The sequence below is a fragment of the Christiangramia portivictoriae DSM 23547 genome (assembly GCF_000423045.1).
Classification (GTDB): Bacteria; Bacteroidota; Bacteroidia; order Flavobacteriales; family Flavobacteriaceae; genus Christiangramia; species Christiangramia portivictoriae.
The window spans coordinates 508,256-533,589 of the sequence record NZ_KE383971.1 but is presented as its reverse complement, the minus strand read 5'-3'; the positions used below and the strand labels follow the sequence as shown (position 1 = coordinate 533,589).

The 25,334-nt window shown below is 41.0% G+C and carries 20 protein-coding genes; 13 read left to right on the top strand and 7 right to left on the bottom strand.

Translation table 11 applies throughout. From position 1 onward, the window contains the following. Positions 1 to 106: 106 nt before the first annotated feature. The 6 genes from G529_RS0110910 (at position 107) to yidC (ending at position 5,837) form a co-directional block, all read left to right on the top strand. Complete coding sequence (locus G529_RS0110910) at positions 107 to 694, top strand: carboxymuconolactone decarboxylase family protein (RefSeq protein WP_026915559.1); 588 nt, start codon at positions 107 to 109, stop codon at positions 692 to 694. Between the two features lie 17 nt (positions 695 to 711). Then, positions 712 to 1,581, top strand: a complete 870-nt coding sequence (locus tag G529_RS0110905) for a hypothetical protein (protein ID WP_026915558.1) — start codon at positions 712 to 714, stop codon at positions 1,579 to 1,581. Then, entirely contained in the window at positions 1,578 to 1,949 is a 372-nt protein-coding gene (locus G529_RS0110900) for a response regulator (RefSeq protein ID WP_026915557.1), read from the top strand. The genes G529_RS0110905 and G529_RS0110900 overlap by 4 nt, the downstream gene beginning before the upstream one ends. Beyond that, positions 1,950 to 2,186, top strand: coding sequence for a DUF3820 family protein (locus tag G529_RS0110895; RefSeq protein WP_026915556.1), 237 nt, complete (start codon positions 1,950 to 1,952; stop codon positions 2,184 to 2,186). It abuts the gene before it with no gap. Between the two features lie 111 nt (positions 2,187 to 2,297). Then, positions 2,298 to 3,938 (top strand): CTP synthase, encoded by a 1,641-nt coding sequence (locus G529_RS0110890; protein WP_026915555.1) that lies wholly within the window; start codon positions 2,298 to 2,300, stop codon positions 3,936 to 3,938. A gap of 45 nt (positions 3,939 to 3,983) precedes the next feature. After that, complete coding sequence (gene yidC, locus G529_RS0110885) at positions 3,984 to 5,837, top strand: membrane protein insertase YidC (protein WP_026915554.1); 1,854 nt, start codon at positions 3,984 to 3,986, stop codon at positions 5,835 to 5,837. Between the two features lie 59 nt (positions 5,838 to 5,896). On the opposite strand, the gene G529_RS0110880 is transcribed toward yidC, so the two are convergent. Then, positions 5,897 to 6,907 carry a fasciclin domain-containing protein gene (locus G529_RS0110880; RefSeq protein WP_026915553.1) on the bottom strand — a complete coding sequence of 337 codons (1,011 nt, stop codon included), beginning with the start codon at positions 6,905 to 6,907 and terminating at the stop codon, positions 5,897 to 5,899. A 187-nt stretch (positions 6,908 to 7,094) separates the two neighbouring features. On the opposite strand from G529_RS0110880, the gene G529_RS0110875 reads away from it, so the two are divergent. The 4 genes from G529_RS0110875 to G529_RS0110860 all read left to right on the top strand — a co-directional run bounded on the left by G529_RS0110875 (position 7,095) and on the right by G529_RS0110860 (position 11,338). Continuing rightward, positions 7,095 to 7,487, top strand: a complete 393-nt coding sequence (locus G529_RS0110875) for a lipocalin family protein (protein WP_035695933.1) — start codon at positions 7,095 to 7,097, stop codon at positions 7,485 to 7,487. Positions 7,488 to 7,598: 111 nt separating this feature from the next. After that, positions 7,599 to 8,786: a tRNA 2-thiouridine(34) synthase MnmA gene (gene mnmA / locus G529_RS0110870; RefSeq protein WP_026915551.1), complete on the top strand. Its 1,188-nt coding sequence runs from the start codon at positions 7,599 to 7,601 to the stop codon at positions 8,784 to 8,786. A gap of 24 nt (positions 8,787 to 8,810) precedes the next feature. After that, positions 8,811 to 10,388 carry a S8 family serine peptidase gene (locus G529_RS0110865; RefSeq protein WP_026915550.1) on the top strand — a complete coding sequence of 526 codons (1,578 nt, stop codon included), beginning with the start codon at positions 8,811 to 8,813 and terminating at the stop codon, positions 10,386 to 10,388. Then, a complete protein-coding gene (locus tag G529_RS0110860) occupies positions 10,388 to 11,338 on the top strand; it encodes an NAD(P)H-dependent flavin oxidoreductase (RefSeq protein ID WP_035695929.1) in 951 nt (316 codons plus the stop codon). The genes G529_RS0110865 and G529_RS0110860 overlap by 1 nt, the downstream gene beginning before the upstream one ends. Here the strand turns inward: G529_RS0110860 and G529_RS0110855 are convergent. From G529_RS0110855 to guaA, 4 genes are read right to left on the bottom strand one after another with little or no spacing between them, the layout of a single operon-like run. Then, positions 11,335 to 11,877 (bottom strand): DUF922 domain-containing protein, encoded by a 543-nt coding sequence (locus G529_RS0110855; protein WP_026915548.1) that lies wholly within the window; start codon positions 11,875 to 11,877, stop codon positions 11,335 to 11,337. The genes G529_RS0110860 and G529_RS0110855 overlap by 4 nt on opposite strands. Beyond that, positions 11,874 to 12,275, bottom strand: coding sequence for an OsmC family protein (locus G529_RS0110850; protein ID WP_026915547.1), 402 nt, complete (start codon positions 12,273 to 12,275; stop codon positions 11,874 to 11,876). The genes G529_RS0110855 and G529_RS0110850 overlap by 4 nt, the downstream gene beginning before the upstream one ends. Continuing rightward, positions 12,265 to 14,280: a LysM peptidoglycan-binding domain-containing protein gene (locus tag G529_RS0110845; RefSeq protein WP_026915546.1), complete on the bottom strand. Its 2,016-nt coding sequence runs from the start codon at positions 14,278 to 14,280 to the stop codon at positions 12,265 to 12,267. The genes G529_RS0110850 and G529_RS0110845 overlap by 11 nt, the downstream gene beginning before the upstream one ends. 21 nt (positions 14,281 to 14,301) lie before the next feature. Next, on the bottom strand, positions 14,302 to 15,831 hold the full coding sequence (gene guaA / locus G529_RS0110840; RefSeq protein ID WP_026915545.1) for a glutamine-hydrolyzing GMP synthase: 1,530 nt from the start codon (positions 15,829 to 15,831) through the stop codon (positions 14,302 to 14,304). Positions 15,832 to 15,917: 86 nt separating this feature from the next. On the opposite strand from guaA, the gene G529_RS0110835 reads away from it, so the two are divergent. Further along, entirely contained in the window at positions 15,918 to 16,643 is a 726-nt protein-coding gene (locus tag G529_RS0110835; RefSeq protein ID WP_035695925.1) for an SIMPL domain-containing protein, read from the top strand. Between the two features lie 3 nt (positions 16,644 to 16,646). On the opposite strand, the gene G529_RS0110830 is transcribed toward G529_RS0110835, so the two are convergent. Together G529_RS0110830 and bshC are read right to left on the bottom strand one after the other, a co-directional pair. Next, positions 16,647 to 18,011: a pyridoxal phosphate-dependent decarboxylase family protein gene (locus G529_RS0110830; protein WP_026915543.1), complete on the bottom strand. Its 1,365-nt coding sequence runs from the start codon at positions 18,009 to 18,011 to the stop codon at positions 16,647 to 16,649. 1 nt (position 18,012) lies between these two features. Next, complete coding sequence (gene bshC / locus G529_RS0110825) at positions 18,013 to 19,629, bottom strand: bacillithiol biosynthesis cysteine-adding enzyme BshC (RefSeq protein WP_026915542.1); 1,617 nt, start codon at positions 19,627 to 19,629, stop codon at positions 18,013 to 18,015. 202 nt (positions 19,630 to 19,831) lie between these two features. Here bshC and G529_RS0110820 point away from each other — a divergent pair, with 202 nt between their 5' ends. Both G529_RS0110820 and G529_RS0110815 read left to right on the top strand, forming a co-directional pair. Continuing rightward, on the top strand, positions 19,832 to 22,318 hold the full coding sequence (locus tag G529_RS0110820; protein WP_422678729.1) for a M14 family metallopeptidase: 2,487 nt from the start codon (positions 19,832 to 19,834) through the stop codon (positions 22,316 to 22,318). A gap of 1 nt (position 22,319) precedes the next feature. After that, positions 22,320 to 25,142: a M16 family metallopeptidase gene (locus tag G529_RS0110815; RefSeq protein WP_035696046.1), complete on the top strand. Its 2,823-nt coding sequence runs from the start codon at positions 22,320 to 22,322 to the stop codon at positions 25,140 to 25,142. Positions 25,143 to 25,334: the final 192 nt, after the last annotated feature.

The following is a 25,334-nucleotide window of genomic DNA, read 5'->3' as shown; positions in this document are numbered from 1 at the left end:
TGCAATTTGTTTGAACAAAAAGTTAAATGCATTGATTCATCGATGAAATGCAAAAAATAACTGTAATATTTACAGTCCGAAATTAAATGATACCCTATACTACAACATGAATCAAACATTACCCCAGAACCAGTCTAGATATAGAATGGTTTCCTACGAAGAAGCTTCCCCAGAAGTTCAGACCATTTACGATGACACCAAAAAAACCTTACAGCTTCCTTTTGTTTTAAACTGGTTTAAATGCCAGGGCGACAATGCAACCTTATTAAAAGGAAACTGGAGCAAATTGAAGAATACGCTTATGGAAGGAGAAGTTCCTAACGTATTGAAGCAATTGATCATCTATAATGTTTCCAAGGAGCGTGGTTGTCATTATTGTTCTCATGCACATGGTATTTTCGCTGACAGTATGAGTAGTATGATCTCAGAAGATCAGGGTTTCAAGGCTACCCAACATATTTACAGTCCGTCGATGCCGGTAAGTTACCGAACTGCTGTTCAAATAGTTACTAAAGCAGCTCTGAATCATTCAGAAATATCCAATGATGATTTTGAAAGCCTTGAAAAAGCAGGCTTTACCAGGAGAGAGATCCAGGAACTAATGGCCCAGGCAGATCTTGTTAATATGCTGAATACGATCGCTGACGTATCTGGTATTAAAATAGACAATGAGCTTCTAGAAACTCCAGAATAAGAGTTTCGCACTACACAATGCAGGATATTAGCAATAATTCTTCACAGCTTTATAGGATTACCTATGAGGCCTATTCTAAGTTTGCCAACGGCATCAATCGTTGTTCGAACCTGGAGGAGATCGCCAATGTTTGTAAGACAAATCTGAAATATCTTATTAATTTCAGGATTTTGAGAATGTGCATTATTCGTGAAAAGGATAATTTTATCGCTGAACAGTTCGCTGGTACTATTTATTACGATTTTGAATCTGAAGCAGATTTATTTACATATGAGCAAGATCTTATAGTAACAGGAATCCCTCTCTTAACCGGGAACATTCCGGATAAACTACTAAAGGACAAAATCGATAGAAGCCAACTTTTCGACCCGGTGCTTTGGGGATGGGCTTTTGAGAAAACCGACTCTAAAGTAGTTGTATCTCTTCTAGCCGATCAGGAAATGACTTTTTCCGTTGGAGATATAGATATTCTAAAGCTTGTGGTGGATTGCATCCAGTCAAAATTTAATGAGATCTATCTTAAGAAGCAGCTTGCCATTCAGAATAAAAATTTATCTGAAGCTTACGATACCATTAAACTTAAGAATGACGAGATCGAGACTATCGTAAAGAATCAGCAGCAAACAATCAATTTAAGAACCCAGTCCATCGCTGAGAAGAATGAAAAATTACTTCATATTTCAGCGCTGAATGCACATAATATTCGTGAACCTCTTTCAAGGATTCAGGGAATTGTCCAGTTGGTAGAACTGGTGGATGATGAAACCTTTAAAAATGAACTGATCCCAAAACTGGAATCTACTGTTGAGGAGATGGATGAAGTACTGCAGGAGGTTGTGGAAATGGCATCAAAAGAATTAGTGGCTTTAAAAGCGGAAGAGATATGAGTAAGATCTATCTGGTTGATGACCAGCCAATTTCAAATTTTATCACCAAGAAACTTCTGGAAATAGAAGGATATGAAGGCTTCGTAAAAGATTTTACAAATCCAATTGAAGCTGTGGAGTTTGTTTGTGAAGATCAGGAAAATGCGCTTATTTTTTTAGATCTCAACATGCCCGAAATGAACGGCTGGGAATTTCTGGAAAGGTTGCAGATTCACAACAGCTGCCACCGTATCATTATCTTAACTTCGAGTACAAGTCAGGTTGACCAGCAAAAAGCCAAAGATTATCCAGCGGTAATTAAATACATGGTGAAGCCCATGAATAAGCAGAAATTTTCAGAACTTTCGGCACTTTTAAAAGCTTCCTGATTGCAACCAGATCCTCAGAAATTACTGGAATTAGCCTACGCGCAGATGCATTTTGGCAAATATAAAGGTGTTTTTCTTTCAGAAATACCCGAACCCTATTACGTATGGTTTAGACAAAAAGGATTTCCGCAGGGAAAACTTGGAGAACAGATGCAACAGGTTTATGAGCTCAAAGTGAATAGTCTTGAAGGTCTTCTAAGACAAATTCGAATGCGCTATCCACGACCTAAAAAATAGGTTTTATGCCTGTTAAAAACCTCTTAATATTAGAACTTCAAAGTAATCGGTTTTTCTATTCTTCTTTGTAATTTAGCGCCCTGAATAACAACACATCAAACACGACTGAAAATGGCCGATACCAAGTATATATTCGTGACGGGCGGTGTATCTTCCTCTCTTGGAAAAGGAATTATTGCCGCGTCTCTGGCGAAGTTATTACAGGCAAGGGGTTTTAAAACAACTATTCAGAAACTGGATCCTTATATTAATGTTGATCCCGGAACGCTGAATCCCTACGAGCATGGAGAATGTTACGTGACTGAAGATGGAGCTGAAACAGATCTGGACCTGGGTCATTATGAGCGTTTTCTAAATGTAAATACATCCCAGGCGAACAACGTCACAACCGGAAGAATTTATCAAAGCGTCATTGAGAAAGAAAGACGTGGAGAATTCCTGGGGAAAACAGTACAGGTAGTACCTCACATTACCAACGAAATCAAGGAAAGAATTCAGATACTTGGAAAAAATGGCGATTACGATATTGTGATCACCGAGATTGGCGGGACCGTTGGGGATATTGAATCACTGCCCTATATCGAAGCAGTTAGACAGCTTAAATGGGAGCTGGGAGACGACAATGCACTTGTTATCCATCTAACCCTTGTACCTTATCTTTCTGCCGCAGGAGAATTGAAGACCAAACCAACTCAGCATAGCGTTAAAACCCTGATGGAAAGCGGTATCAAGGCTGATATTCTTGTTTGTAGAACCGAGCATGAACTTTCAGACGATATTCGTAGAAAACTGGCAATCTTTTGTAATGTAAGACAGGAAGCCGTAATCCAGAGTATCGATGCACCTACGATCTACGATGTTCCCAATATGATGCTAAAGGAAGGGCTGGATACGGTAACCATGAAGAAACTGGATCTTCCTACCGACTCTACTCCTAACCTGGATCGCTGGAATCAATTTTTGAAGAGACACAAAAATCCTAAGGCTGAAGTACACATTGGACTTATTGGTAAGTATGTGGAGCTTCAGGATTCCTATAAGTCAATTCTGGAAGCATTTATACATGCCGGCGCAGAGAATGAAGTTTCAGTCAAAGTAGAATATATTCATTCAGAATTTATCAACGACAGTACGATCCACAACAAAATAAGTCATCTGGACGGCGTTCTCGTGGCCCCTGGATTTGGTGAGCGCGGTATTGAAGGAAAGATCGACGCAGTGAGATATGCCCGTGAAAACAATCTACCATTCCTGGGGATTTGTCTTGGAATGCAGATGGCGGTGATCGAGTTTGCCCGGAATGTCCTGAAACTAAAAGGAGCCAATTCCTCTGAAATGGATCCTGATACAAAGCATCCGGTAATCGACCTCATGGCAGATCAAAAAGAAGTGACCCATAAAGGTGGAACCATGAGGCTTGGAGCCTGGGATTGTGAACTAAGCAAAAAATCTGTTATTCATGACGCTTACGGAAAAGATATGATCTCAGAAAGACATCGCCACCGTTATGAGTATAATAACTACTACCAAGAACAATTGGAAAATGCTGGTATGTTAAGCACAGGAGTCAACCCTGAAACAAAACTGGTGGAAGTTATTGAACTGGCAGACCATCCATGGTTCGTTGGAGTCCAGTACCACCCTGAATACAAAAGTACCGTGGCCAATCCACACCCGCTGTTTGTCTCTTTCGTAAAGGCTGTTCAGGAATATTCAGAAAAGAGACAAAGTGCCAAAATGGCGCAGAAATAGAAACTGGTCGTTTATTTGACTAGGTAGATTAAGCAATACTAAGTAATGGAAGAAAAGAAAATTGACGTCCAATCCATCATTGGATTTATTTTAATTGGAGGTATCCTCCTCTGGATGCTTTACAATAACACTCCAGACGAATCGGAGAATGTAGACAATGTTACTACGGAAGAAAGCATCGATAGAGATCAGCAAAACGTTCCTGAATTAGAGGAAAACACCAGAACACCTGCTAGCGATTCAACCGCTCTTGTGGATGCGCAACGACGATTGGGTGCATTTGGTTATTCTGAAACACTAGCCTCTGCGAGTGGTGGCTCAACAACCATTGAAAATGACCTGCTGGAACTTAAAATCTCCAATAAAGGTGGATATATTGAAGAAGCAAGACTGAAGAATTTTAAAACTTTTGATTCGATTCCAGTTTACCTGATCAAGGACGGCAACGCTTCCATGAACATGAGTTTAAATACAACTGATGGAAGAACGCTTAATACACAGGATCTTTATTTTGAACCAGAGTTAACTGAAAATAATGGCAACCAGATTCTGTCCATGAAACTGAAGGTTTCAGAGGATGAATACCTGGAATACAGATATGCCATGAGACCAGGAGAATACATGCTGGATTTCAGTGTGCGTTCAGAAGGTTTAACCGGCGTTCTGAATTCTTCAGCAACTCCAGTACTGGATTGGAAACTAAAAGGATACCGCCACGCGAAGAGCATCTCTTATGAGAACAGGTATACCGATCTTATCTGGGAATATGACGGTGGTGATGATGATAATCTAAGTGATGGTGATGATGATGACGAAGATGTAAGCTATATCGCCTATCGCCAACACTTTTTCTCCTCTATTTTATTAACAGATACTCCATTTAGAACGGCAAGTTTTGAAGTAGAGAATTTGGTAGAAGATGAAGAGATCGATACTGTTTATACAAAGACCTTTGCTTCCAGTATTCCTTTGGAATTAAAGGCCGGTGAGCTTAACTACAATATGAACTGGTATTATGGACCTTCAGATTACAAAATTCTGAATGACTATGATAGAAACCTGGATGAGATTATACCGCTAGGTTGGGGAATCTTTGGATGGATCAACAAATATCTATTCATTCCATTCTTTGCATTTTTAGGAGGCGTTCTTCCAAGCTACGGTCTGGCGATTATTGCCATGACCATCGTGGTGAGAATTGTACTTTCTCCGGTAACTTACAAATCTTATTTATCTCAGGCCAAGATGAAAATCTTAAGACCAGAGATCAATGAGCTGAATGAGAAGTACAAGGATAATGCGATGAAAAAGCAACAGGAAACGATGAAGCTTTATAGTAAAGCGGGTGCCAGTCCTATGAGTGGTTGCTTACCGGCGCTTATGCAAATCCCTGTTTTCTATGCATTATTTCAGTTCTTTCCAAGTGCATTTCAGCTTAGACAGAAAAGCTTCCTTTGGGCAGATGATCTTTCCAGCTACGATGTGATCGCTGAGTTACCATTCCACATTCCGTTCTATGGAGACCATGTGAGTTTATTCCCAATACTTGCTTCCGTAGCCATCTTTATTTATATGATGATGACGACCGGACAAAGCATGCAGGCAAATCAACAACCAGGAATGCCTAATATGAAGTTCCTTATGTACCTGTCACCATTATTCATGCTGGTATTCTTTAATAACTATGCGAGTGGTCTTTCTCTTTATTATTTTACTTCTAACCTGATCACGATCGGGATCATGTTAGTGATTAAGTATGTGATCGTAGATGAAGATAAAATTCATGCGAAGATCCAGGAGAATAAGAAAAAACCTAAAAAACAGAACAGGTTTACAAGAAAGTTCCAGGAAATGATGGAACAGGCAGAAGAACAACAGAAGAAACAGAAAGGCAAGTAATATCAACAAAAAAAAGCCTCCGCAAACGCGGAGGCTTTTTTTTTTGCTTTGAACATCTTTTATAGTGTAGGTAAAATAACGGTATCGATGGCATGGATCACTCCATTTGTAGCCTGAACATCTGTAGCAATGATCGTGGAGGTTCTTCCATTTGCATCAGTAATGGTTGCTGCATCACCAAGATTAATAGTGAAATCTTCACCCTGCAGCGATGTTACTACAATGCCGTCTTCCAATTCATCTGAAGTTACATTCATATCTATTAAAACATGATAGCTAAGCACAGTAGCCAGCGTATTAGCATCCAGATCTTCAAGTTCCTCAAGTTCAAGTTCAGCCAAAAGATCTCCGAAAGCTGAGTTTGTAGGAGCAAAAACAGTAAAAGGTGCAGGCGAATCTGCTGTCTGTAGAGTGGATACAAAAGTGTAAGAATCTTCTCTGGTCAATGCAGCAACTAAGGTATTAAAAGTTGGATCTGCAAGTGCAAAAGTTACCACATTAGGCAATCCAATTACATCGCTTACAGCATGGATCACACCGTTATCCACTTCAACATCTGCAGTTTCAACAGTACTAACTCCATTAATAACCACCCCATTTTCAGTATTGATATACGTACTTAGGTTTTCACCATCCGGTCCGGCTGTAGACATACTTTCTATATATCCGGTAGATAGATCTGCAGCCATGATTTCTCCCATTTGTACGTGATTTAATAGCACCTGGGTAAGTACATCTGTGGGCACATCTTCCAAAGCGTCAAAGCCATTTTCATCAAGAAACGCATCAAACGCATCATTATCTGGAGCAAAAACGGTGTAAACATCGTCCCCGGCAAATGTAGAAGTCAATCCGGTCGCTTCCAAGGCTGCCAATAGTGAAGAATAATTTTCGTTGGCAACCACAAAATCTGCGATGGTGTTTGATTCTACAACATCATCTGTAGGATCTGGAGTTTCCATTAGATCATCGGCGACCATAAAGTCGTCATCCTCATCACACGCTGTAAAACTAAAGCAGATAGCAAACAGCAGAATACTGAATTTTGAGTTTTGTAAAATAGATTTCATGTCATTTGAATTTTAGTTAAAATTTTTGATCACATAAATCTACATCTCAATTCCTCATTATTCTGTTTAATGTTTGTTAAATTTCATTAAACATTTTATTTCCTGATCTTCAGAGTTTTACTAAATTTATCTTTTAAAGGGATCCACAAAACTTTGTTTATATTTGGAAAAACTTAAATACCTATTTATGAAGAAGATTTTATTACTATTGCTGTTTACAGGTGTACTCATCTCCTGTAGTGATGACGATGATGTTCAGGAAAATGATGCTTCCATTCTGGGAACCTGGTTCCTGGTTGAAGCCAACAATGTTCCAAATTTTTCGATTAATGAATGTACCAGCCAATCATATCTTAGCTTTATGGCCGATAATACTGCCAATTCAGAATTTTTCACAAATGCTGCTGGAGAATGTGAATCTGAATCTTCAAGCGGAGACTGGAGTAATTCCTCTGGCTCACAGTATACCTTCACGGTACCGGGATTTGGAGAACTAACCGGAACTGTATCATTTAATGGTGATCGCTTTACGTTCACCCCAAATGATATACCCACTTCCTCACTTACTTTTGAAAAATAATTATTGCAAAAATTTTATTGAAAAGGGTAGCTTTCGCTACCCTTTTTTATTTCGTAATTTTGCGGCTTCTTATCCGACTCTTATATGAGTTGAAGAAAAGTGAAGATTCCTATGAAGAAAGTAGTGGTTGGGTTGTCTGGAGGTGTAGACTCCAGTGTTTCAGCATATTTATTGCAAAAGCAGGGTTACGAGGTTATTGGTCTTTTTATGAAGAACTGGCATGATGATACGGTGACCATTTCTGATGAATGCCCATGGCTGGATGACAGTAATGATGCGATGCTGGTCGCAGAAAAATTAGGCATTCCATTTCAAACCGTAGACCTTAGCGAACAATACAAGGAGCGTATCGTAGACTATATGTTCAACGAATATGAGAAAGGAAGAACTCCCAACCCAGATGTGCTCTGTAATCGTGAGATCAAGTTCGATGTCTTTATGAAGATCGCCCTGTCTCTGGGTGCAGACTATGTAGCTACCGGTCACTATTGTCGGAAATCTGAATTTGAAAAAGATGGTGAAATCATCTACCAGCTCATGTCTGGGATGGACTCCAATAAGGATCAGTCTTATTTTCTTTGTCAGTTAACCCAGGAACAACTTGCAAAGACCCTCTTCCCTATTGGAGAGCTTCAGAAATCTGAAGTAAGAAGGATCGCTTCCGAACAGGATTTGGTAACGGCAGATAAAAAAGATTCTCAGGGACTATGTTTTATAGGGAAAGTAAGACTACCGGATTTTCTTCAGCAAAAATTAAAGCCAAAGGAAGGAGTAATCATTGAAGTATCTTCAGAAGATGCCATCTACGAAGAGGAAGAACTAAGCTTTTCGTCTAAAAAAGAAGAACTGCAGTTCCTATCCAAAAAATATAAATACAGTAAAGATCAGGGCAAGGTGGTAGGCAACCATCAGGGAGCACATTACTTTACCAAAGGACAGCGGAAAGGTCTGGCCGTTGGCGGTACTCCTGAACCTTTATTTGTCATCGATACCGATGTGAACGAAAACGTGATTTATACGGGACAGGGCAAGAACCATCCCGGGATCTACAGACAGGCTCTGTTCATTTCCAATGATGAAGTACACTGGGTTCGAAAAGACCTGGCTATCAAAAATGGAGAAGAAATGAAGATCAAAGCACGAATTCGCTACCGTCAGCCTTTACAGGATGCGACACTGCATCAAACTGGCAACGGAATGTATGTTGTTTTTGATGTACCACAGGCTTCCATTACTGAGGGTCAGTTCGTTGCCTGGTATAGCAAAGATGAACTGCTGGGTTCTGGCGTAATTTCGTAACTTACTGCCTGCCGGCAGTTCGCTATGAAGAAAATCTTACTACTTATTATTTTTGCTTCCACCTGCACGTTTGCACAGGAGCACGCACTGGTTTATTTTACTGAAAAACCAGATGCAGCCGCAGCTCTGGAAACGCCTCAGGATCTTTTTTCTGAAAGAGCTTATGAACGTAAACTTCTAAGAGGAACAGCTATAGACAGCAGGGACGTTCCAGTCCACGAACCTTTCATAAGGGATCTGAAAACCCGAAGCGGCTTTGATGTCAAGGTCAAATCTAAATGGTTCAACTCTGTTTACGTGATTGGCGAACGCAATGCTATTGAAGATCTCCAAAATCTTGCTTTTGTTGATCGTGTTCAGTTCATGCAGGATATTTCGAGCAGGCAACAAAACCTTCCTCAGAAATATGAAAATAAGCTCGAAACAGAAATAGACTTCAATTACGCCGCTACTTCTAACCAGGTAAGCATGCTGAACCTACAAAATTTACATCAGCAGGATCATACAGGAAATGGGATGATCATCGCCGTAATGGATTCCGGTTTTCCAAATGTGCATTCTCTAAGCAGTTTTCAGAAGTTGAGAAATAACGGCAAATTACTGGGAGGCTATGATTTTACTAATCGTTCCACCAATGTTTCTGAAAGCACCCTGAACAATCATGGTACGCTGGTACTTTCAACTATGGCAGGCTATAGCGAGAATGTATTTGTGGGTACAGCGCCCGATGCCTCCTACTATCTATTTGTTACTGAAGTTGCCGCCACCGAAACACCGGTTGAAGAAGCCTATTGGGTTGAAGCAGCTGAGAGAGCTGATAGCCTGGGTGTGGATATCATTAATACCTCACTCGGTTACACGCAGTACGACAATCCCGCATACAGTTATACCCCGCAGGACATGGACGGGCAGACGAGTTTCATTTCCAAAGGAGCTACCATGGCTATGGAAAAGGGAATGCTGGTGGTCACCTCTGCAGGAAATCGTGGAAATGAAGATAATTTTAAAATTATAGGTGCTCCGGCAGATGCCAATGTACTCGCGGTTGGCGGCGTGGATCCTGCTGGCAATTATGCTATATTCAGTTCTACCGGACCCAGCGCAGATGGTAGAATTAAACCTGAGGTGGTTGCCCAGGCGATCGAAGTCGCAGCCATCAACGAACAAAATATGCTCGTGGGTGTTAATGGCACCTCATTCTCCAGTCCAATCATTGCTGGAGCCATAGCCTGCTTCTGGGAGTTGAACCGGGAATGGAATAATTTTGAAGTAATGGAATTGATCAAAGAGCTGGGGCATCTCAGTAATTCTCCTAATAACCTTCTGGGTCATGGTATTCCTGATTTTTCTACCAGCGGAAACGCTATGATACCTGATGCTTCGGAATTAGTTCTATACCAAAACCCTGTAGAAGATATTTTAAAATTTGCCGGGCCGGAGGACAGATACGATATTCACATTTTTAATACAGCAGGCATCATGATTCGAAGTGAAAAGAGCGTTTCTTCAGAAATTGATCTCTCAGCCTTTTCTCGTGGTGTTTATATTGCTATGTTTGAATCTGAAAGTACGATTGAAAAATTTCTTATCATCAAAAAATAATGAGTTTTAAGCAGAATAGAATCACTGAACTTTTCAATATTGAATATCCATTGATCCAGGCGGGAATGATCTGGGCAAGCGGCTGGAAGTTAGCCAGTGCAGTATCAAATGCGGGCGGACTTGGAATTATTGGGGCAGGCTCGATGTACCCGGATATATTAAAAGAACACATCCAGAAATGTAAGAAAGCTACCACTAAACCTTTTGGAGTGAATGTCCCCATGCTCTATCCTGATATTGATAAAATCATGGATATTATTATCGAAGAGCAAGTGGAAATCGTATTTACCTCTGCCGGAAATCCCAAAACCTGGACCTCTCACCTGCAAAGTCGTGGAATTAAAGTCGTGCATGTGGTAAGCAGTGTAAAGTTTGCTGTTAAATCACAGGAAGCTGGTGTAGATGCGATCGTAGCCGAGGGCTTTGAAGCAGGTGGACATAATGGTCGGGATGAGACTACGACTTTTACGTTGATCCCTATGGTTCGTGAAAAGATCGATATTCCGCTTATAGCTGCTGGAGGAATCGGGAATGGAAAAGGAATGCTTGCCGCCATGGTCCTCGGGGCTGATGCCGTACAGGTTGGTAGCAGGTTTGTAGCAACACCTGAAGCAAGTTCACATCAGAATTTTAAGGAAATGGTTGTAAAAGCCCAGGAAGGAGATACCGTCCTTACCCTGAAGGAGCTTGCGCCGGTTCGATTACTGAAGAACAAGTTTTTTGAGGACGTTCAGGAACTTTATACTAAATCCCCAAGTAAGGAAGATCTTACCGCATTACTGGGAAGGGCCAGGGCCAAAAAAGGAATGTATGAAGGAGATTTGGAAGAAGGTGAACTTGAAATAGGCCAGATTTCGGGATTGATCAATGAGATCAAACCAGCCGCAGAAATCGTGGAAGAAATGATTGCTGAATTTGAAGCTACTAAAATCGCAGCTCAGAATTTTTAACGAGTATAGTCTTCGTACTCGGCTAATCTTGAAGCGATTAATTGTCTCCAGCGCAGTTCGGCTTCCTTAATCTGGCTGTGGGAAGTCTCCTTATCAAATCTATTTTGCATGGCAACTCGTTCTGCTTCCGTTTTTTTGTAAAGCTTTTTCAGATCCTGTCTTACGCTTCTGCCAACTTTATATTCAGTAAGGCGTTTTCGAAGTTTTCTGACATGTAATTCAGTAATATCAAAATGCAATTGTTCGTGGGCCAGTAAATATTCAGGATTATTTACTTCCTTGACCCAGCTTAGATCTGGATAGAAATTACTTTTTACTTCATGTGTAAGCTCCGGCTTTCCGGTACTTGTACTATAATTCCAGAAATAGCTCATTCCTGAATTGGTATTGGCTGAAAAATCTATGTTTTCATCTGGCGTTCCCTGAAAATCCTGCCAGCTGAGTCGTACTTTCTCTGCCCATTCAATTTTTCTTTTATCCTGTGAATATCCATTAAGGATCATTCCGCAGAGAAAAAACGCAAAAAAGAGTTTTTTCACGAATAGGTAAAGGTTACAGGCTTTTCGATATCTGCATGTAAACTGTGATACACCGGGCAGGTAAGTGCCGCGTTCTCCAGGATTTTCTTCTGCTTCTCATCGAAACTACCTTTTATTGAAATATGAACCTCAATTTTCGAGATCCTTCGTGGCTTATCGGTCATCACCTTGGTAACCTCAGCGGTAGTACCATCAATTTGCATTTGATGATCATTGGCCTTAATTCCCATAATGGTAAGCATGCAGGAAGCAAGTGCGGTTGCTACGGTATCTGTTGGTGAAAAAGCTTCCCCTTTTCCATGATTGTCCACAGGCGCATCGGTGATCATTTTTGATCTACTTTGCAAATGTTCAGCTTCTGTTCTTAAATTTCCTTGATATGTAACTTTAGAGGTCATTTGCTTCCGTAATAGTTAGGTCTTCATTCAGATTCAAAATATAGATCGCATCATTGGTATACCCACCTTCAGGCTTCATCAAATAATGAAATTTGCTTTCGTAATATTCAGTATAACCAGGATATTTTTCAAAGCTTTCGTATAGATCTTCCGCAGAAGCCAATCTCAGTAAAACATCCATTGTAAGATCATAACCACGAACGGCATACTGATTAGGCTGTACTTTGAACTTTTTTGAATATTCTTTTACGAACTCATCAACCTGCTGGGTATCAAATTCCTTGTCTACTGAAGGGTAATGAAGTCTAAGTTTTCCAAGATGATTATTGGAGATCACATCACTTTCGTAACCATTGTTCTTATTGGTAGTAAGCAGCGTGATCCTATTATTTCTCGTCAATCTGTTCAAAGCGGCAGCAACACTACTTATAAGGTTCATATTTTCAGACTCCAGTATCACCCAGTTTTCCCCTGAAGACATTACTTCTGCCAGTTTTGCTTCGGAAACAAAATTATCTGAAGGGTTCACTGTTCTCGCTGAAGGTACCGCGCTCATTAGCTCATTTTTGATCGCGTTAGACTTTGAATCGGCAACGACGATAACATTTTTTCCACTGGCATTTCTGGCGATGTAGTCCACCATTTTAGATCTTAAAAACTCTTCACTTGGTCGGGACTGGAATAGGTTTCCGTAGCCCTTCATACTGCGATTGCTAAGAGGATTGATCACAGGAATATTTTTGTTCTCCAGTGCTCCCGCGACAGTTTCTGTAACATCCTGAATTAGGGGACCAATCACCGCATCGACATTATCGAAATTATTCGTTCTCAAAATATTGGAAACTTCCCCGGTACTTCTCCTGGTATCATACACCTTTAAATTGGTGGAAATCCCCAAACTTTTTGCTTTCTCCACAGCCATAAGCACTCCACTATGGAAATCAAGAGAAATACGTATCACCCTTTCATTAAGAATAGCATTGCGATAAGTAGGAATAGAATCGGCATCAACCTTATCCAAATGGAATGGCAACATAAGCGCGATTTCCTTGGTATCACGATTATTGATAAAAGATTTTAGGTCTACCTTAGATTGGGACTCTGATCCCATGCCAGTGTAGCTCGCATCCTCCTCTTCAAAATTTCCATCCTTTTTAGGAACTTTAAGCACCATTCCAAATTTCAACCCTTCTGTCAACGCAGGATTTAACCTGATCAATGAATCCTGGGACACCTGGAACTTTTTAGATAATCTATAAAGAGTTTCCTGTGGCTTCACTTCGTAAAATCGAAAGCGATCATCGGTAATAATCACCGGTTCCTCATCCAGAACTGCAGTGCCAACACGAATCATCATTCCGGGCTGTAAGATTTCTATTTTTGGATTCATCTCGTCCAGCTCCTTCAGCGTCATCCCATATTTTCTTGCAATCCCGTATTTTGTTTCCTGCGGAAGCACAATATGTTCTCTGGTCTTAAAGTTTTGAGGATTGCCAGAACGATTAGTATTAACAGGTCTTTCTACTACCGGTTTTTCTGACTGATTGGAAGAGGCTGGTGAATTGTTTACTACCACATTTTCCGCAGGGATACTGCCAACAGGAATTTGAATGGTTTCTCCTATCTGAAGTTCCTTGGAGTATAACTGCTTATTATACCTTTTAATATGATCGATACTAACGCCGTATTCTTTTGAAAGACTATACAGTGTTTCCTTTTTCTTTACCTGGTGTTCTTTAAAAGATACAGGAGTAGCTGAAGTTTCTGTATTACTAGACACTTCAGTTTTATTTTCAGAAATTGGAATAACCAGCTTTTCATCGATCCCTATTCCGTTCTTAGCTTCCGGGTTGTATTTGTAGATATCCTCCTCGTCGATACTATAGGACTGAGAAATACTGAACACCGTTTCACCTTTTTTCACCGTATGATATTTGTATGACTGTGCATTTGCAGACATACTAATCACCTGGAAAAGGAAACATAACACAAATAGGTACTTCATTCTTTTATCTTTTTTGAGATGTTATTCCCACTCTATAGTTGCGGGTGGTTTGGAGCTAATGTCATAAACTACTCTATTAACGCCCTTTACCCGGTTAATTATTGTATTTGAGGTCTTCTGCAGGAACTCGTAAGGCAAATTCACCCAGTCTGCAGTCATTCCATCTGTGGACTCCACTGCCCTTAAGGCCACTACCTGCTCATATGTTCTCTCATCACCCATCACTCCGACCGACTGTACTGGCAGCAAGATCGCTCCGGCCTGCCACACTTTGTCGTATAACATCCAGTCCCGTAATCCCTGTATAAAGATATGATCTACTTCCTGAAGTATTCGCACTTTTTCTGCCGTTATATCACCAAGTATCCTAATCGCCAGTCCCGGTCCTGGAAATGGGTGTCTTCCCAACAATACTTTATCGATCCCAAGTTCCTTTCCTACTCTTCTTACTTCGTCTTTAAACAGCATTCTTAGCGGCTCCACCACCTTCAGCTTCATGAAATCAGGTAAACCTCCCACATTATGATGGGACTTGATCGTTACCGAAGGTCCATTCACTGAAACCGACTCGATCACATCTGGATAGATAGTTCCCTGCGCCAGGTATACAACATCCTTGATATCGTGAGCTTCGTCATCAAAAACTTCAATAAAAGTATTCCCGATCGCTTTTCTTTTCTCTTCAGGATCTGAAAGACCTTTCAACGCATCCAGAAATCGTGCCGAAGCATCCACTCCTTTGACATTAAGCCCCATATCCTTGTACTGGTCCAGTACACTTTCGAATTCATTCTTTCGAAGAAGACCATTATTTACGAATATACAATAGAGGTTTTTACCAATTGCCTGGTGCAATAGAACAGCTGCAACCGTAGAATCCACACCTCCGCTAAGACCCAAAACTACCTTGTCATCTCCAATTTTTTCCTGTAATTCTGAAACCGTTAGATCTACGAAAGCCCCGGGCGTCCAGCTTTGCTCAGTTCCCGCAATTTTTACCAGGAAATTTTCCAGCAACTGCTTTCCATCTGTAGAATGATAAACTTCCGGATGAAACTGGATCGCATACGTATCCTCACCTTCAATTCTGTAAGCCGCATTCAGCACATCTGAAGTACTCGCCAGTCTTACCGCATTTTCAGGAAGGTTTATAATAGAATCACTGTGACTCATCCATACCTGCGAATTCTCTTTAATATCTTCAAATAACAACTCTGCATCCTTGATCACCGAAAGATTCGCTCTACCATATTCCCTGGTATCTGAAGGTTCAACTTTTCCACCGAAAAAGTGGGCTAGATATTGAGCACCATAGCAAACGGCCAGCACAGGCAATTTACCTCTTATCTTTGAAAGATCTGGGTGCGGAGCATCTTCTGCTCTAACAGAAAACGGACTTCCTGAAAGGATAACCGCTTTAAAACCTGATAAATCTTCTGGAATTTTCGAGTATGGATAGATCTCGCAATAAATGTTCAGTTCCCTAACACGCCTTGCGATAAGTTGTGTATACTGCGAACCAAAGTCTAGGATGAGTACGTTGTTTTGCATGCGCAAAAATAGGAATTTAGGCAAAAAAGGAAGCAACGTAAGTTGGAAAATTTCTATATTTAAAATGGATCAAAACATCTATAATCATGAAATATCTAAGCGCCATCATTTTCGCCGTTGCCATCATGGCTGCAGCCTATTTCCTGGGTGATGCCTACGTTTCGAGAGCCAATCCCGATGGTGTCATTTCTGTAACCGGCTCGGGTAGCGAAAACTTTGTTTCAGACCTTATTGTATGGGAAGGAAGATTCAGCAGAAATTCTCCGAACCTGGAAGTCGCCTACAATCAGCTCGAACAGGATAAAAATGTTGTAAGATCCTATCTCATTGGCAAAGGCATTAAAGATGAAAATATTGTCTTTAATTCGGTTCAAACCAGGGAGCAACAGGAAAATCAATATCAGAATGGCAACTATATAGGAAGTATTTTTAAGGGGTACGAACTCACCCAACCGGTCAAAATTGAGAGCAACAATGTAGAACTTATTGAAAATGTGTCCCGTGAAATCACGGAGTTGCTTAACAAAGGGGTTCAGTTCAACTCCTCACCTCCCCGCTATTACTATACAAAAATGGCCGATCTAAAAATTGAAATGATCTCTAAAGCTACAGAGGATGCCAGGTTACGCGCTGAAAAAATCGCGGCAAACAGTGGAGAAAATCTGGGAGACCTTAAAAGTGCCAGTATGGGTGTTTTCCAGATCACAGGCCAGAACAGCGGTGAAGATTTTAGCTGGAGCGGTGCCTATAACACGGCAGATAAAAACAAAACCGCATCGATAACAATGCGGCTTGAATATGAAATTGATTAAATGCTAATCTAGTGTGGCTAATATCTGGTCTATATCATCCTCTGTAGTATCAGGATTAATGAAACAGAATCTCACTACGCTTTCATCTTTCCACAGAGATGGCGTCACCAGTGCAAATCCCGAATTATGATTCCTGTAGGTCCAGTCGCGGTAATCTTCCGCAGACCATCCTTTTCGTTTAAATAAGACAACAGACAAACTTGCCGGTCTTACCAGTTCAAGTAGATCATTCTGTTCCACTTTAGAAGCAGCAATGTTGGCCAGTTCAATACCTCTTTCAATAGCCTCTTTGTATTTGTTAGTTCCATGCATGGCCAGTGAGAACCATAATGGCATCCCGCGTAGCCTACGGGTTAACTGTATCTGGTAATCTGCGGGATTGAAGCCCTGTGCCCCTTCGTCTTTAAAAATTTCAAGGTATGCTCCTTTCTGGGAATGGGCCTTTTTCGCCAGTTCAAGATTCTTGTAGATCACCGCGCCACAATCATAAGGTGAAAACAGCCATTTATGAGGATCAATAGTAATACTGTCGGCCTGCTCGATTCCGATAAATAAATGCCGTACAGAATCTGCCACCAGTGCACCACCCCCATAAGCCCCATCTACGTGGAACCAGATATTTTCCCTGGCACAAATGTTCGCTACTCCCTCAAGATCATCAATGATCCCTGCATTGGTGGTTCCACCAGTCGCTACCACCGCAAATAATCTGTTTCTGTCCTTCTCGCTTAGATCGTCTAATACCTTCTGAAGTGCAGACCCGGATAGAAATTCTTCTTCTGAATTTACCAGGTGAACATCTGCATCCATTACTTTTGCCATGGATTTAATCGAAGAATGTGCACCTGTTGAAGTGATCAAAAGTGCCCTGTCTCTTGCATGCTCCGGCTTCTGTTCTCTCCACTCTTCCCTCGCTGTCACTAAGGCTGAAAGATTTGCCGCAGTTCCGCCACTTGTAAATACCCCAAAAGCAGTTTCGGGAAGTCCGGTTAAGCTTACCAGCCATTTCATCGCCTGGTTTTCACAAAAAATTCCGCCGGCTCCTTCCATCCAGTACGAACCGTGAATACTGGAAGCTGATGTTACCAGGTCAAACATGATGGCCGCCCTGGTGGGTGCAGCAGGAACAAATGCAAGATGCCTGGGATGATCTATGGGCACGGTAGCCTTAACCAGTACATCTTTAAAAAGCTGGAATGCACTTTCACCTCCAATACCTTCAGGAGTAATGGTTTCCCCTACAAGTTTCAGAAGTTCTTCTTCTTTTTTTGGTGCACCAAGTTCTGGCGTTACATTAGAAATTCGATCGATGGCATACTTCATAACATCCAGCGTCATTTCCACCAGATCCATATCTATGGTATGCATTCTATTTTTCTCCAAAGGTGATAATTTTAAAATTTGCGTCTAAAGGATCTAATTCTTCAAGAAGCCGCTCAATTAGTTCGGGACCGTATTCGTCGTAGTACTCAGAAAAATTGGTTTGCCGCTCCTGAAGGCTTCTGTTTGGGAATAATTCGTTCTGTAGTGCTGCGATTCGCTCTACCTCGTCCTTTAATTTTCTTTTTTGCGCACGAAGAAGTCGGTTTTCAAGATTGTCCAGACCTTTAAGTTGTTTTACTTCCTGTGCTTTTACCGCTCCAATAAAAGATTGATCGGTTTTTTCAGCCAGCTCGTACATTTTTTGGAATTGCTGGATCAGGTGCTCTTTCTGTTGAGAAAAATCAATGTCGATATTGCTTATTTTTCGAACCTTGCGGTTGATTAGCTCATGCTGTTTTAAAAATAGTTCCTTTAGTGAAATATCAAGTCTTCTGCGTTTTCCATCCTGTTTCGCAGATTGCAAAAGCGCCGAATTCCGAAGTAAGAGCATGGGAAAAGTCACATTTTCAGCATCAAAATAATTTTTTAGCTGCAACCAGTAAGCCAGTTCACCTCCGCCACCTATATAACAAAGATTTGGAAGCAATACTTCCTGATAAAGTGGTCGCATCATGACATTGGGACTAAAACGTTCAGGATGTGCATCGACTTCTGCAAGAATTTGCTCTTTACTCCAGCTAATCTCGGTCTCATGAACAAAAAACCGGTCATCTTTTTTAATGATACGCTCCCTGATCTCTTCGTTGAGATAAAATAAATTGATGTCCCGTGGATTTACCTGCACCTTATAGTCCAGTTCTGCCAAGGAATTGATGGCTTCCTGCGATTCTTTCGAGGAAGAGCCGCTTAACAATTCATTTTTAATATGGCTTGAAAAATGCTTTTTCAATCGGGCATCTCCGGCGGCCATAATTACGAGACCTTCTCTCCCAAATAACCTGTTCGCCAGGAAGCGCGTGGCATCGGTAAGATGATCATGCTCGAGATATGCCTTTTGAAACATATCCTTTAAATCTTCAGCATTGGTTCCTGCGCCAATTTCAGCAGAAAACAACTTAAAAACCTCTTCAAGCCCTTCCGTAGAAAGTTTCCCAACTGCGGTGGCTCCTGCCCGCTTTTCAGCATTATTCCATTTGAACTTTTTTCCGTGGAGATTAAAGAAATTGATCTCTTCAAAGTCGTGATCTTCGGTAGCCATCCAGTATACCGGTACAAAATCCTGTTCTGGATATGTTGCCTTGAGTTTTCTGCTTAGGTTTATGGTGGAAACTATCTTATAAAGAAAATATAACGGGCCGGTAAATAGATTTAACTGATGCCCGGTAACCACCGTAAAAGTTTTGTTCGAACTTAGGAGATCGATGTTCCTGGCAGTCTCTTCAGAAATTTTAAGATTAGAATACTGCTCGTTTAAAACCTCCACCAGGTCTTTACGAATCGAATCATCATAGGACTCTGATTTTTCATCGATCTGTTCCATGAAATTTTCAATTTTAGGAAAGCGATGATATAAATGACCAAGACTTTCCTTTTCTAAAAGATAATCCAGGATCAGCGGAGTGAAATAATTGGTTTCGGGATAAGCTATATAATCTGTAGACATCAACCTGTTTATAATTGTCGTAAAGATAAAACCTTTTAGGAAGGAAACTAAATCGATGCCTGTCGCATACTAAATGTTTACAATTCTCTTAACACGCCAAAAAACAGATTACGTACAATCGCAAATATTGCGAATGCCCTGAGATACCAGATATGTACTCTTTTTTCTTAATTTTGAAAGCATTCACTTTTGAAAATCGAAAATTTTGAAAATAAGATTCCTCATTGTCTTTTTAGTTAGCATTTCAACCTCCTTTTATGGACAGGAAATTCAGAGTCCGTCACAATTTCTTGGTTACGAGTTAGGATCTCAATTTAGCAGGCACGCAGATGTCGTGAACTATTTTAAATATGTAGCTGAAAAATCTGCGCTGGTTAAGTATGAACGTTATGGACTTACCCATGAACGCAGACCACTTACTTACGCCATTATTTCTTCGGAAGAAAACATGCAGAACCTGCAGTCTATCCAACAGCAACATTTTGCGAGTGCCGGGCTATCCAATGCGACTGGAACTTCTGAAAATGCGATCGTCTGGCTAAGTTATAATGTGCATGGGAATGAAGCTTCCAGTACCGAGGCTGCTATGAAAACCTTGTATGAACTGGTAACCGGGAAGCAGGAGCTACTGGAAAACACAGTCGTGATTTTAGATCCCTGTGTAAATCCCGATGGCCGTGACCGGTATGCGAACTGGTACAACCAGGTAAAGGCAACACCTTATGATACGAATCAGTTTTCTGCTGAACATGATGAACCATGGCCGGGAGGAAGACCCAATCATTATCTCTTCGATCTAAACCGTGACTGGGCCTGGGCTACACAGGTGGAAACCAGACAACGACTTAAGGTTTACAATCAATGGATGCCACATATCCATGTGGATTTTCACGAGCAGGGCATCAACGATCCCTATTATTTCGCCCCTGCAGCTGAACCTTTTCACGAGATTATTACCGACTTTCAGCGAGATTTCCAGACAAGAATTGGAAAAAATCATGCGAAATATTTTGATGATAATGGCTGGTTATATTTTACAGGCGAGCAATTTGACCTGCTGTACCCGAGTTACGGGGACACCTATCCAACCTATATGGGTGCGATTGGGATGACCTACGAGCAGGCGGGTCATGGTCGCGCAGGCCTGGGCATTCAGACCGATGAAGGTTATATTCTAACCTTAAAAGATCGAATTGAACATCATTTTACTACCGGAATTTCTACCGTGGAAATGGCTTCTGAAAATGCTGCAGAGCTGGTTTCAGAATTCAAAGATTTTTTCGCGGAAGGAGATTCAGAATATAAAACCTACGCCCTGAACGGTGAAAAGGACAAGATCGCTGCTTTAACTAAGCTCCTGGACAGGCACGAGATTGATTATAGTTATGGCAAGCCTGGTACTATAAAAGGATTTTCTTATCAAAATTCAAAAAACGGCAACCTGGAAACATCTGAATCAACTTTACTGGTCTCTGCCAATCAGCCCAAATCAAAGATGATCAAAGTCTTATTCGAGCCAAGGGCTAAACTTGTTGACTCTTTAACCTATGATATTACTGCCTGGAGCCTGCCTTATGCTTATGGCCTGGAGACCGTCGCCAGTTCTAAGATCATCGATGGCAATTCGAACAAAGCCGAAGCATTCAGGGAAAATACCGCCGATGTGAACACTACGGCTTTTCTATCGAAATGGAATAGTATGGACGATGCCAGATTCCTGGCTGAGCTCGTTAGGAATGATATTAAAGTTCGTTTTAGTGAGCAAGAATTTCGTAATTCCGGGAAAGATTTCGAAGCCGGCAGTCTGATCATTTCCAAAAGTGATAATGCAAAAATTGAAGATTTTCAGCAAAAAGTAGTACAGATCGCTAATGATATGAAGAGAGAACTTGTAGGAACTACTACAGGATTTGCGGATAAGGGTCCCGATTTTGGTTCTGGAAACATTAAAATCATCAATAAGCAGAAAATTGGCCTATTGAGAGGAGAACAGGTTTCTTCGCTTAATTTTGGTGAAATCTGGTACTTTTTCGAACAGGATCTAAAGTACCCGGTGATTCCAGTGGAAGCAACCAGTCTTTCTGCCAGTGTACTCGATAATTTAAATGTCCTGGTAATGCCCTCGGGATATTATTCCAGCTACCTGGATGAGCGTCGTCTCAAAATGCTCGAAAACTGGATTCGTGGGGGTGGGAAACTTATCGCTATCGGGGATGCAATCTCCGCATTTAAAGGAAAGGATAATTTCGGGATCAAAGCTAAAGAAAGTAAAAAGGATTCAGTAACAACTGAGGAGAAGCTTATTCCTTACGCCCAAAGAGAACGAGAATATGTGAAAAATATGATAACCGGCAGTATCGTAGAAACTTCGGTAGATTCTACGCACCCAATGGCCTTTGGATATGACGATACTTATTTCAGCTTAAAACTGAGCGGTGAAAGTTATGAACTGCTGGATTCAGGGTACAACGTGGCGTATATTCAGCAACCTGCAGTAGTTTCTGGATTTGCCGGAAGCGAAGCTCAGAAAAAGCTGGAAAATTCCCTTATTTTCGGCGAAGAAAATATAGGTCGAGGCAGCATTATTTATATGGTTGACAACCCATTATTCAGAGCTTTCTGGGAGAATGGAAAATTATTTTTTACCAATGCACTATTCCTAACAAATAACAGAGGATATGATTATTAAAATGAAAACAACACAACTTTTTTCTGCTTTATGCTTTTTCCTGTTCGCCAGTAACATTGCATTGGCCCAGGAAATCAACAATCAATTTTCGGTAGATTTTGAAACTTTCACTCTTGAGAATGGTTTAAAAGTCATCCTGCACGAAGATAAATCTGATCCTGTCGTGGCCGTGGCGCTTACCGCACACGTGGGTAGTGCCCGGGAAAAAGAAGGGAGAACAGGATTTGCACATTTATTCGAACACCTGCTCTTCCTCGAATCTGAAAACCTTGGCAAGGGCGGACTGGACAAGCTATCTGCACGTATTGGCGGCAGTGGAGCTAATGGTTCCACCAGTCGGGATCGCACCAATTATTTCCAGACGGTTCCCAAAGATGCTTTGGAAAAAATGATCTGGGCAGAAGCCGATAAACTTGGCTACTTTATCAATACGGTTACAGAACCGGTTCTTGCCAAGGAAAAACAGGTAGTTAAAAATGAAAAACGCCAGGGAGTGGACAATCGCCCTTATGGCCATACTTATTATGTGATTGATAAAAATCTGTATCCTAAAGATCATCCTTATAACTGGCAGGTGATTGGAAGTCTTGAAGATCTTCAGAATGCAACCTTGCAGGACGTAAAGGATTTTTATAATAAGTGGTACACACCTAATAATGTAACTCTTACCATCGCCGGAGATTTTGATAAAGCCCAGGCGAAAGAATGGGTGCATAAATATTTTGATGAAATTCCTAAAGGGCAAAAGATCGCAGAACAGGAAAAGCAACTTATAAGTCTTAATAAGACCAGAAAAGTATATCACGAAGATAATTTCGCGAAACTTCCAGAGCTTACCATGGCCTGGCCATCGGTTTACTCTTATCATCCCGACAGCTTTGCATTGGAGATATTGACGAGCTATCTGGCTGATGGTAAAAATGCTCCATTGTACAAGAAGATTGTCGAGGATGCGAAACTTTCCGGTAATGTAAGCATGTTTAATTATACTTCTGAACTTTCCGGGCAGTTGATGCTTCAGGTGAGAGCCTACGACGGGAAAGACCTCGATTCTGTACAGGCGGTGATCCAGGAAGGACTGGCTGAATTTGACAGGAATGGTATTCCGCAGAAAGATCTTAAGAGAATTAAAGCCGGGCTTGAAACCAACTTTTACAATTCCATATCCAGTGTTCTTGGCAAAGGATTTCAGCTGGCACAGTATGATATCTTCGCGAATGACCCAAACTTCATTAATAAAGAGATCGAAAAATTACTGGCGGTTTCTTCTGAAGATGTCATGAGAGTCTTCAGAAAATATATCAAAGATCAACACTATGTCGCTTCCAGTTTTGTTCCGAAGGATCAACTGGAACTGGCTTTGGAAAATTCAGAAAAAGCGGAAGTCGTAGAAGAAAAAATTGTAGAAGGAGCTGAAGAAGATTTTGACGCAAAGCAGGCAGTAGATTATCCAAAAACAGCCTCCAGTTTTGACCGAAGCATTGAACCTCCGTATTCATCGAAACCTGAACTGGAAATTCCTGAGATCTGGAAAACAACGATGCCCAGCGGACTAGAAGTTATGGGTATTACCAACAAGGAAGTACCACTCGTACAGTTTAGTCTGGAGATCAAAAGCGGACAACTACTGGAAACAAAGGAAAAAGCGGGAGTAGCAAATCTCCTGGCTAACCTGATGAATCGTGGAACCGCTAAAAAAACTCCGGCTGAACTGGAGGAAGCGATAGAACTTCTGGGCGCGCGTATTTATGTAAGTTCTTCAGAAGAAAAAATTAGTATTTCAGGAAATACTCTGGCTAAAAATTATGCCGAGACGATGAAACTTGTAGACGAGATGCTGCTGCAACCGCGCTGGGATGAATCGGAATTTGAACTTATCAAACAGCAAACCCTCAGCAGGATACGACAACAGCAGGGAGATCCTAACAATATCGCTGCCAACGAATTTCGAAAACTGGTATATGGCGAAAATAGTATCCTGTCAATGAATGAACTGGGAACTATCGAAAGTGTGGAGAATATTTCCTTAAATGATCTTAAAGCTTATTATTCTGAAAATCTTTCACCTCTAAATGCGACCTATCTTGTGGTAGGAGATCTTAATCTTGAAGAAGCAGAAAATTCTTTAAAAGCAATTTCAGCTTCATGGCCTCCAAAAACTGTAGACTTCCCTGAAATTCCGGAATTCCAGGCACCAGGAAAATCTCAGGTGTATTTTTACGATGTTCCGGGAGCAAAACAGTCGGTTCTTGCATTTGGTGCTCCAGCTTTAAGTGCCAGTGATAAGGATTTTTATGCAGCAGAAGTGATGAATTACAGACTAGGTGGTGGAAGTTTCGCTTCCAGGCTTACCCAGGAACTTCGAGAAGGAAAAGGTTACACCTATGGAATTCGTTCAAGGTTTGAGGATAAATCCTATATCGGGCCATTTCTAATTTCCAGCGGGGTTCGATCCAATATTACCTATGAAGCTACCGAACTGGTTCGGGACATTCTAAAGGATTATGCCGATACTTTTACTCAGGATGACCTGGAAGTTACCAAAAGTTTTATGACTAAAAGCAGCACCAGAAAATTTGAAACCCTGGGTGCAAAACTAAATATGCTTAAAGAAATTAATGATTATGGTTATAATGACGATTATGTAGCAGAGCAACAGCAGCAGGTAGAGGAAATGACGGTTATGGATATCCAGGAACTTGCCAGGAAATACATCAACCCTGAAAAAATGTACTTCTTGATCGTTGGTGATGCTGAAACACAGTTAGACAAATTAAAGGATCTTGGATATGGTGATCCAGTATTACTCAACGAGAGTGAATAGTATAGAATAAAGCTATTTTTGGTAAAAGCAGGAACAAAAGTTCCTGCTTTTTTTATGTTCAGATTCAACTGAGGTCTCAAGCTTGTAGCTACTTCGAAACAGTTTTATGTTTTGCATCAATAATTTCGCTACGCAGAAATAATATACAGATTGAATTTTATCAAAATTTTCTTCCAACTGCTGTGGAATAGA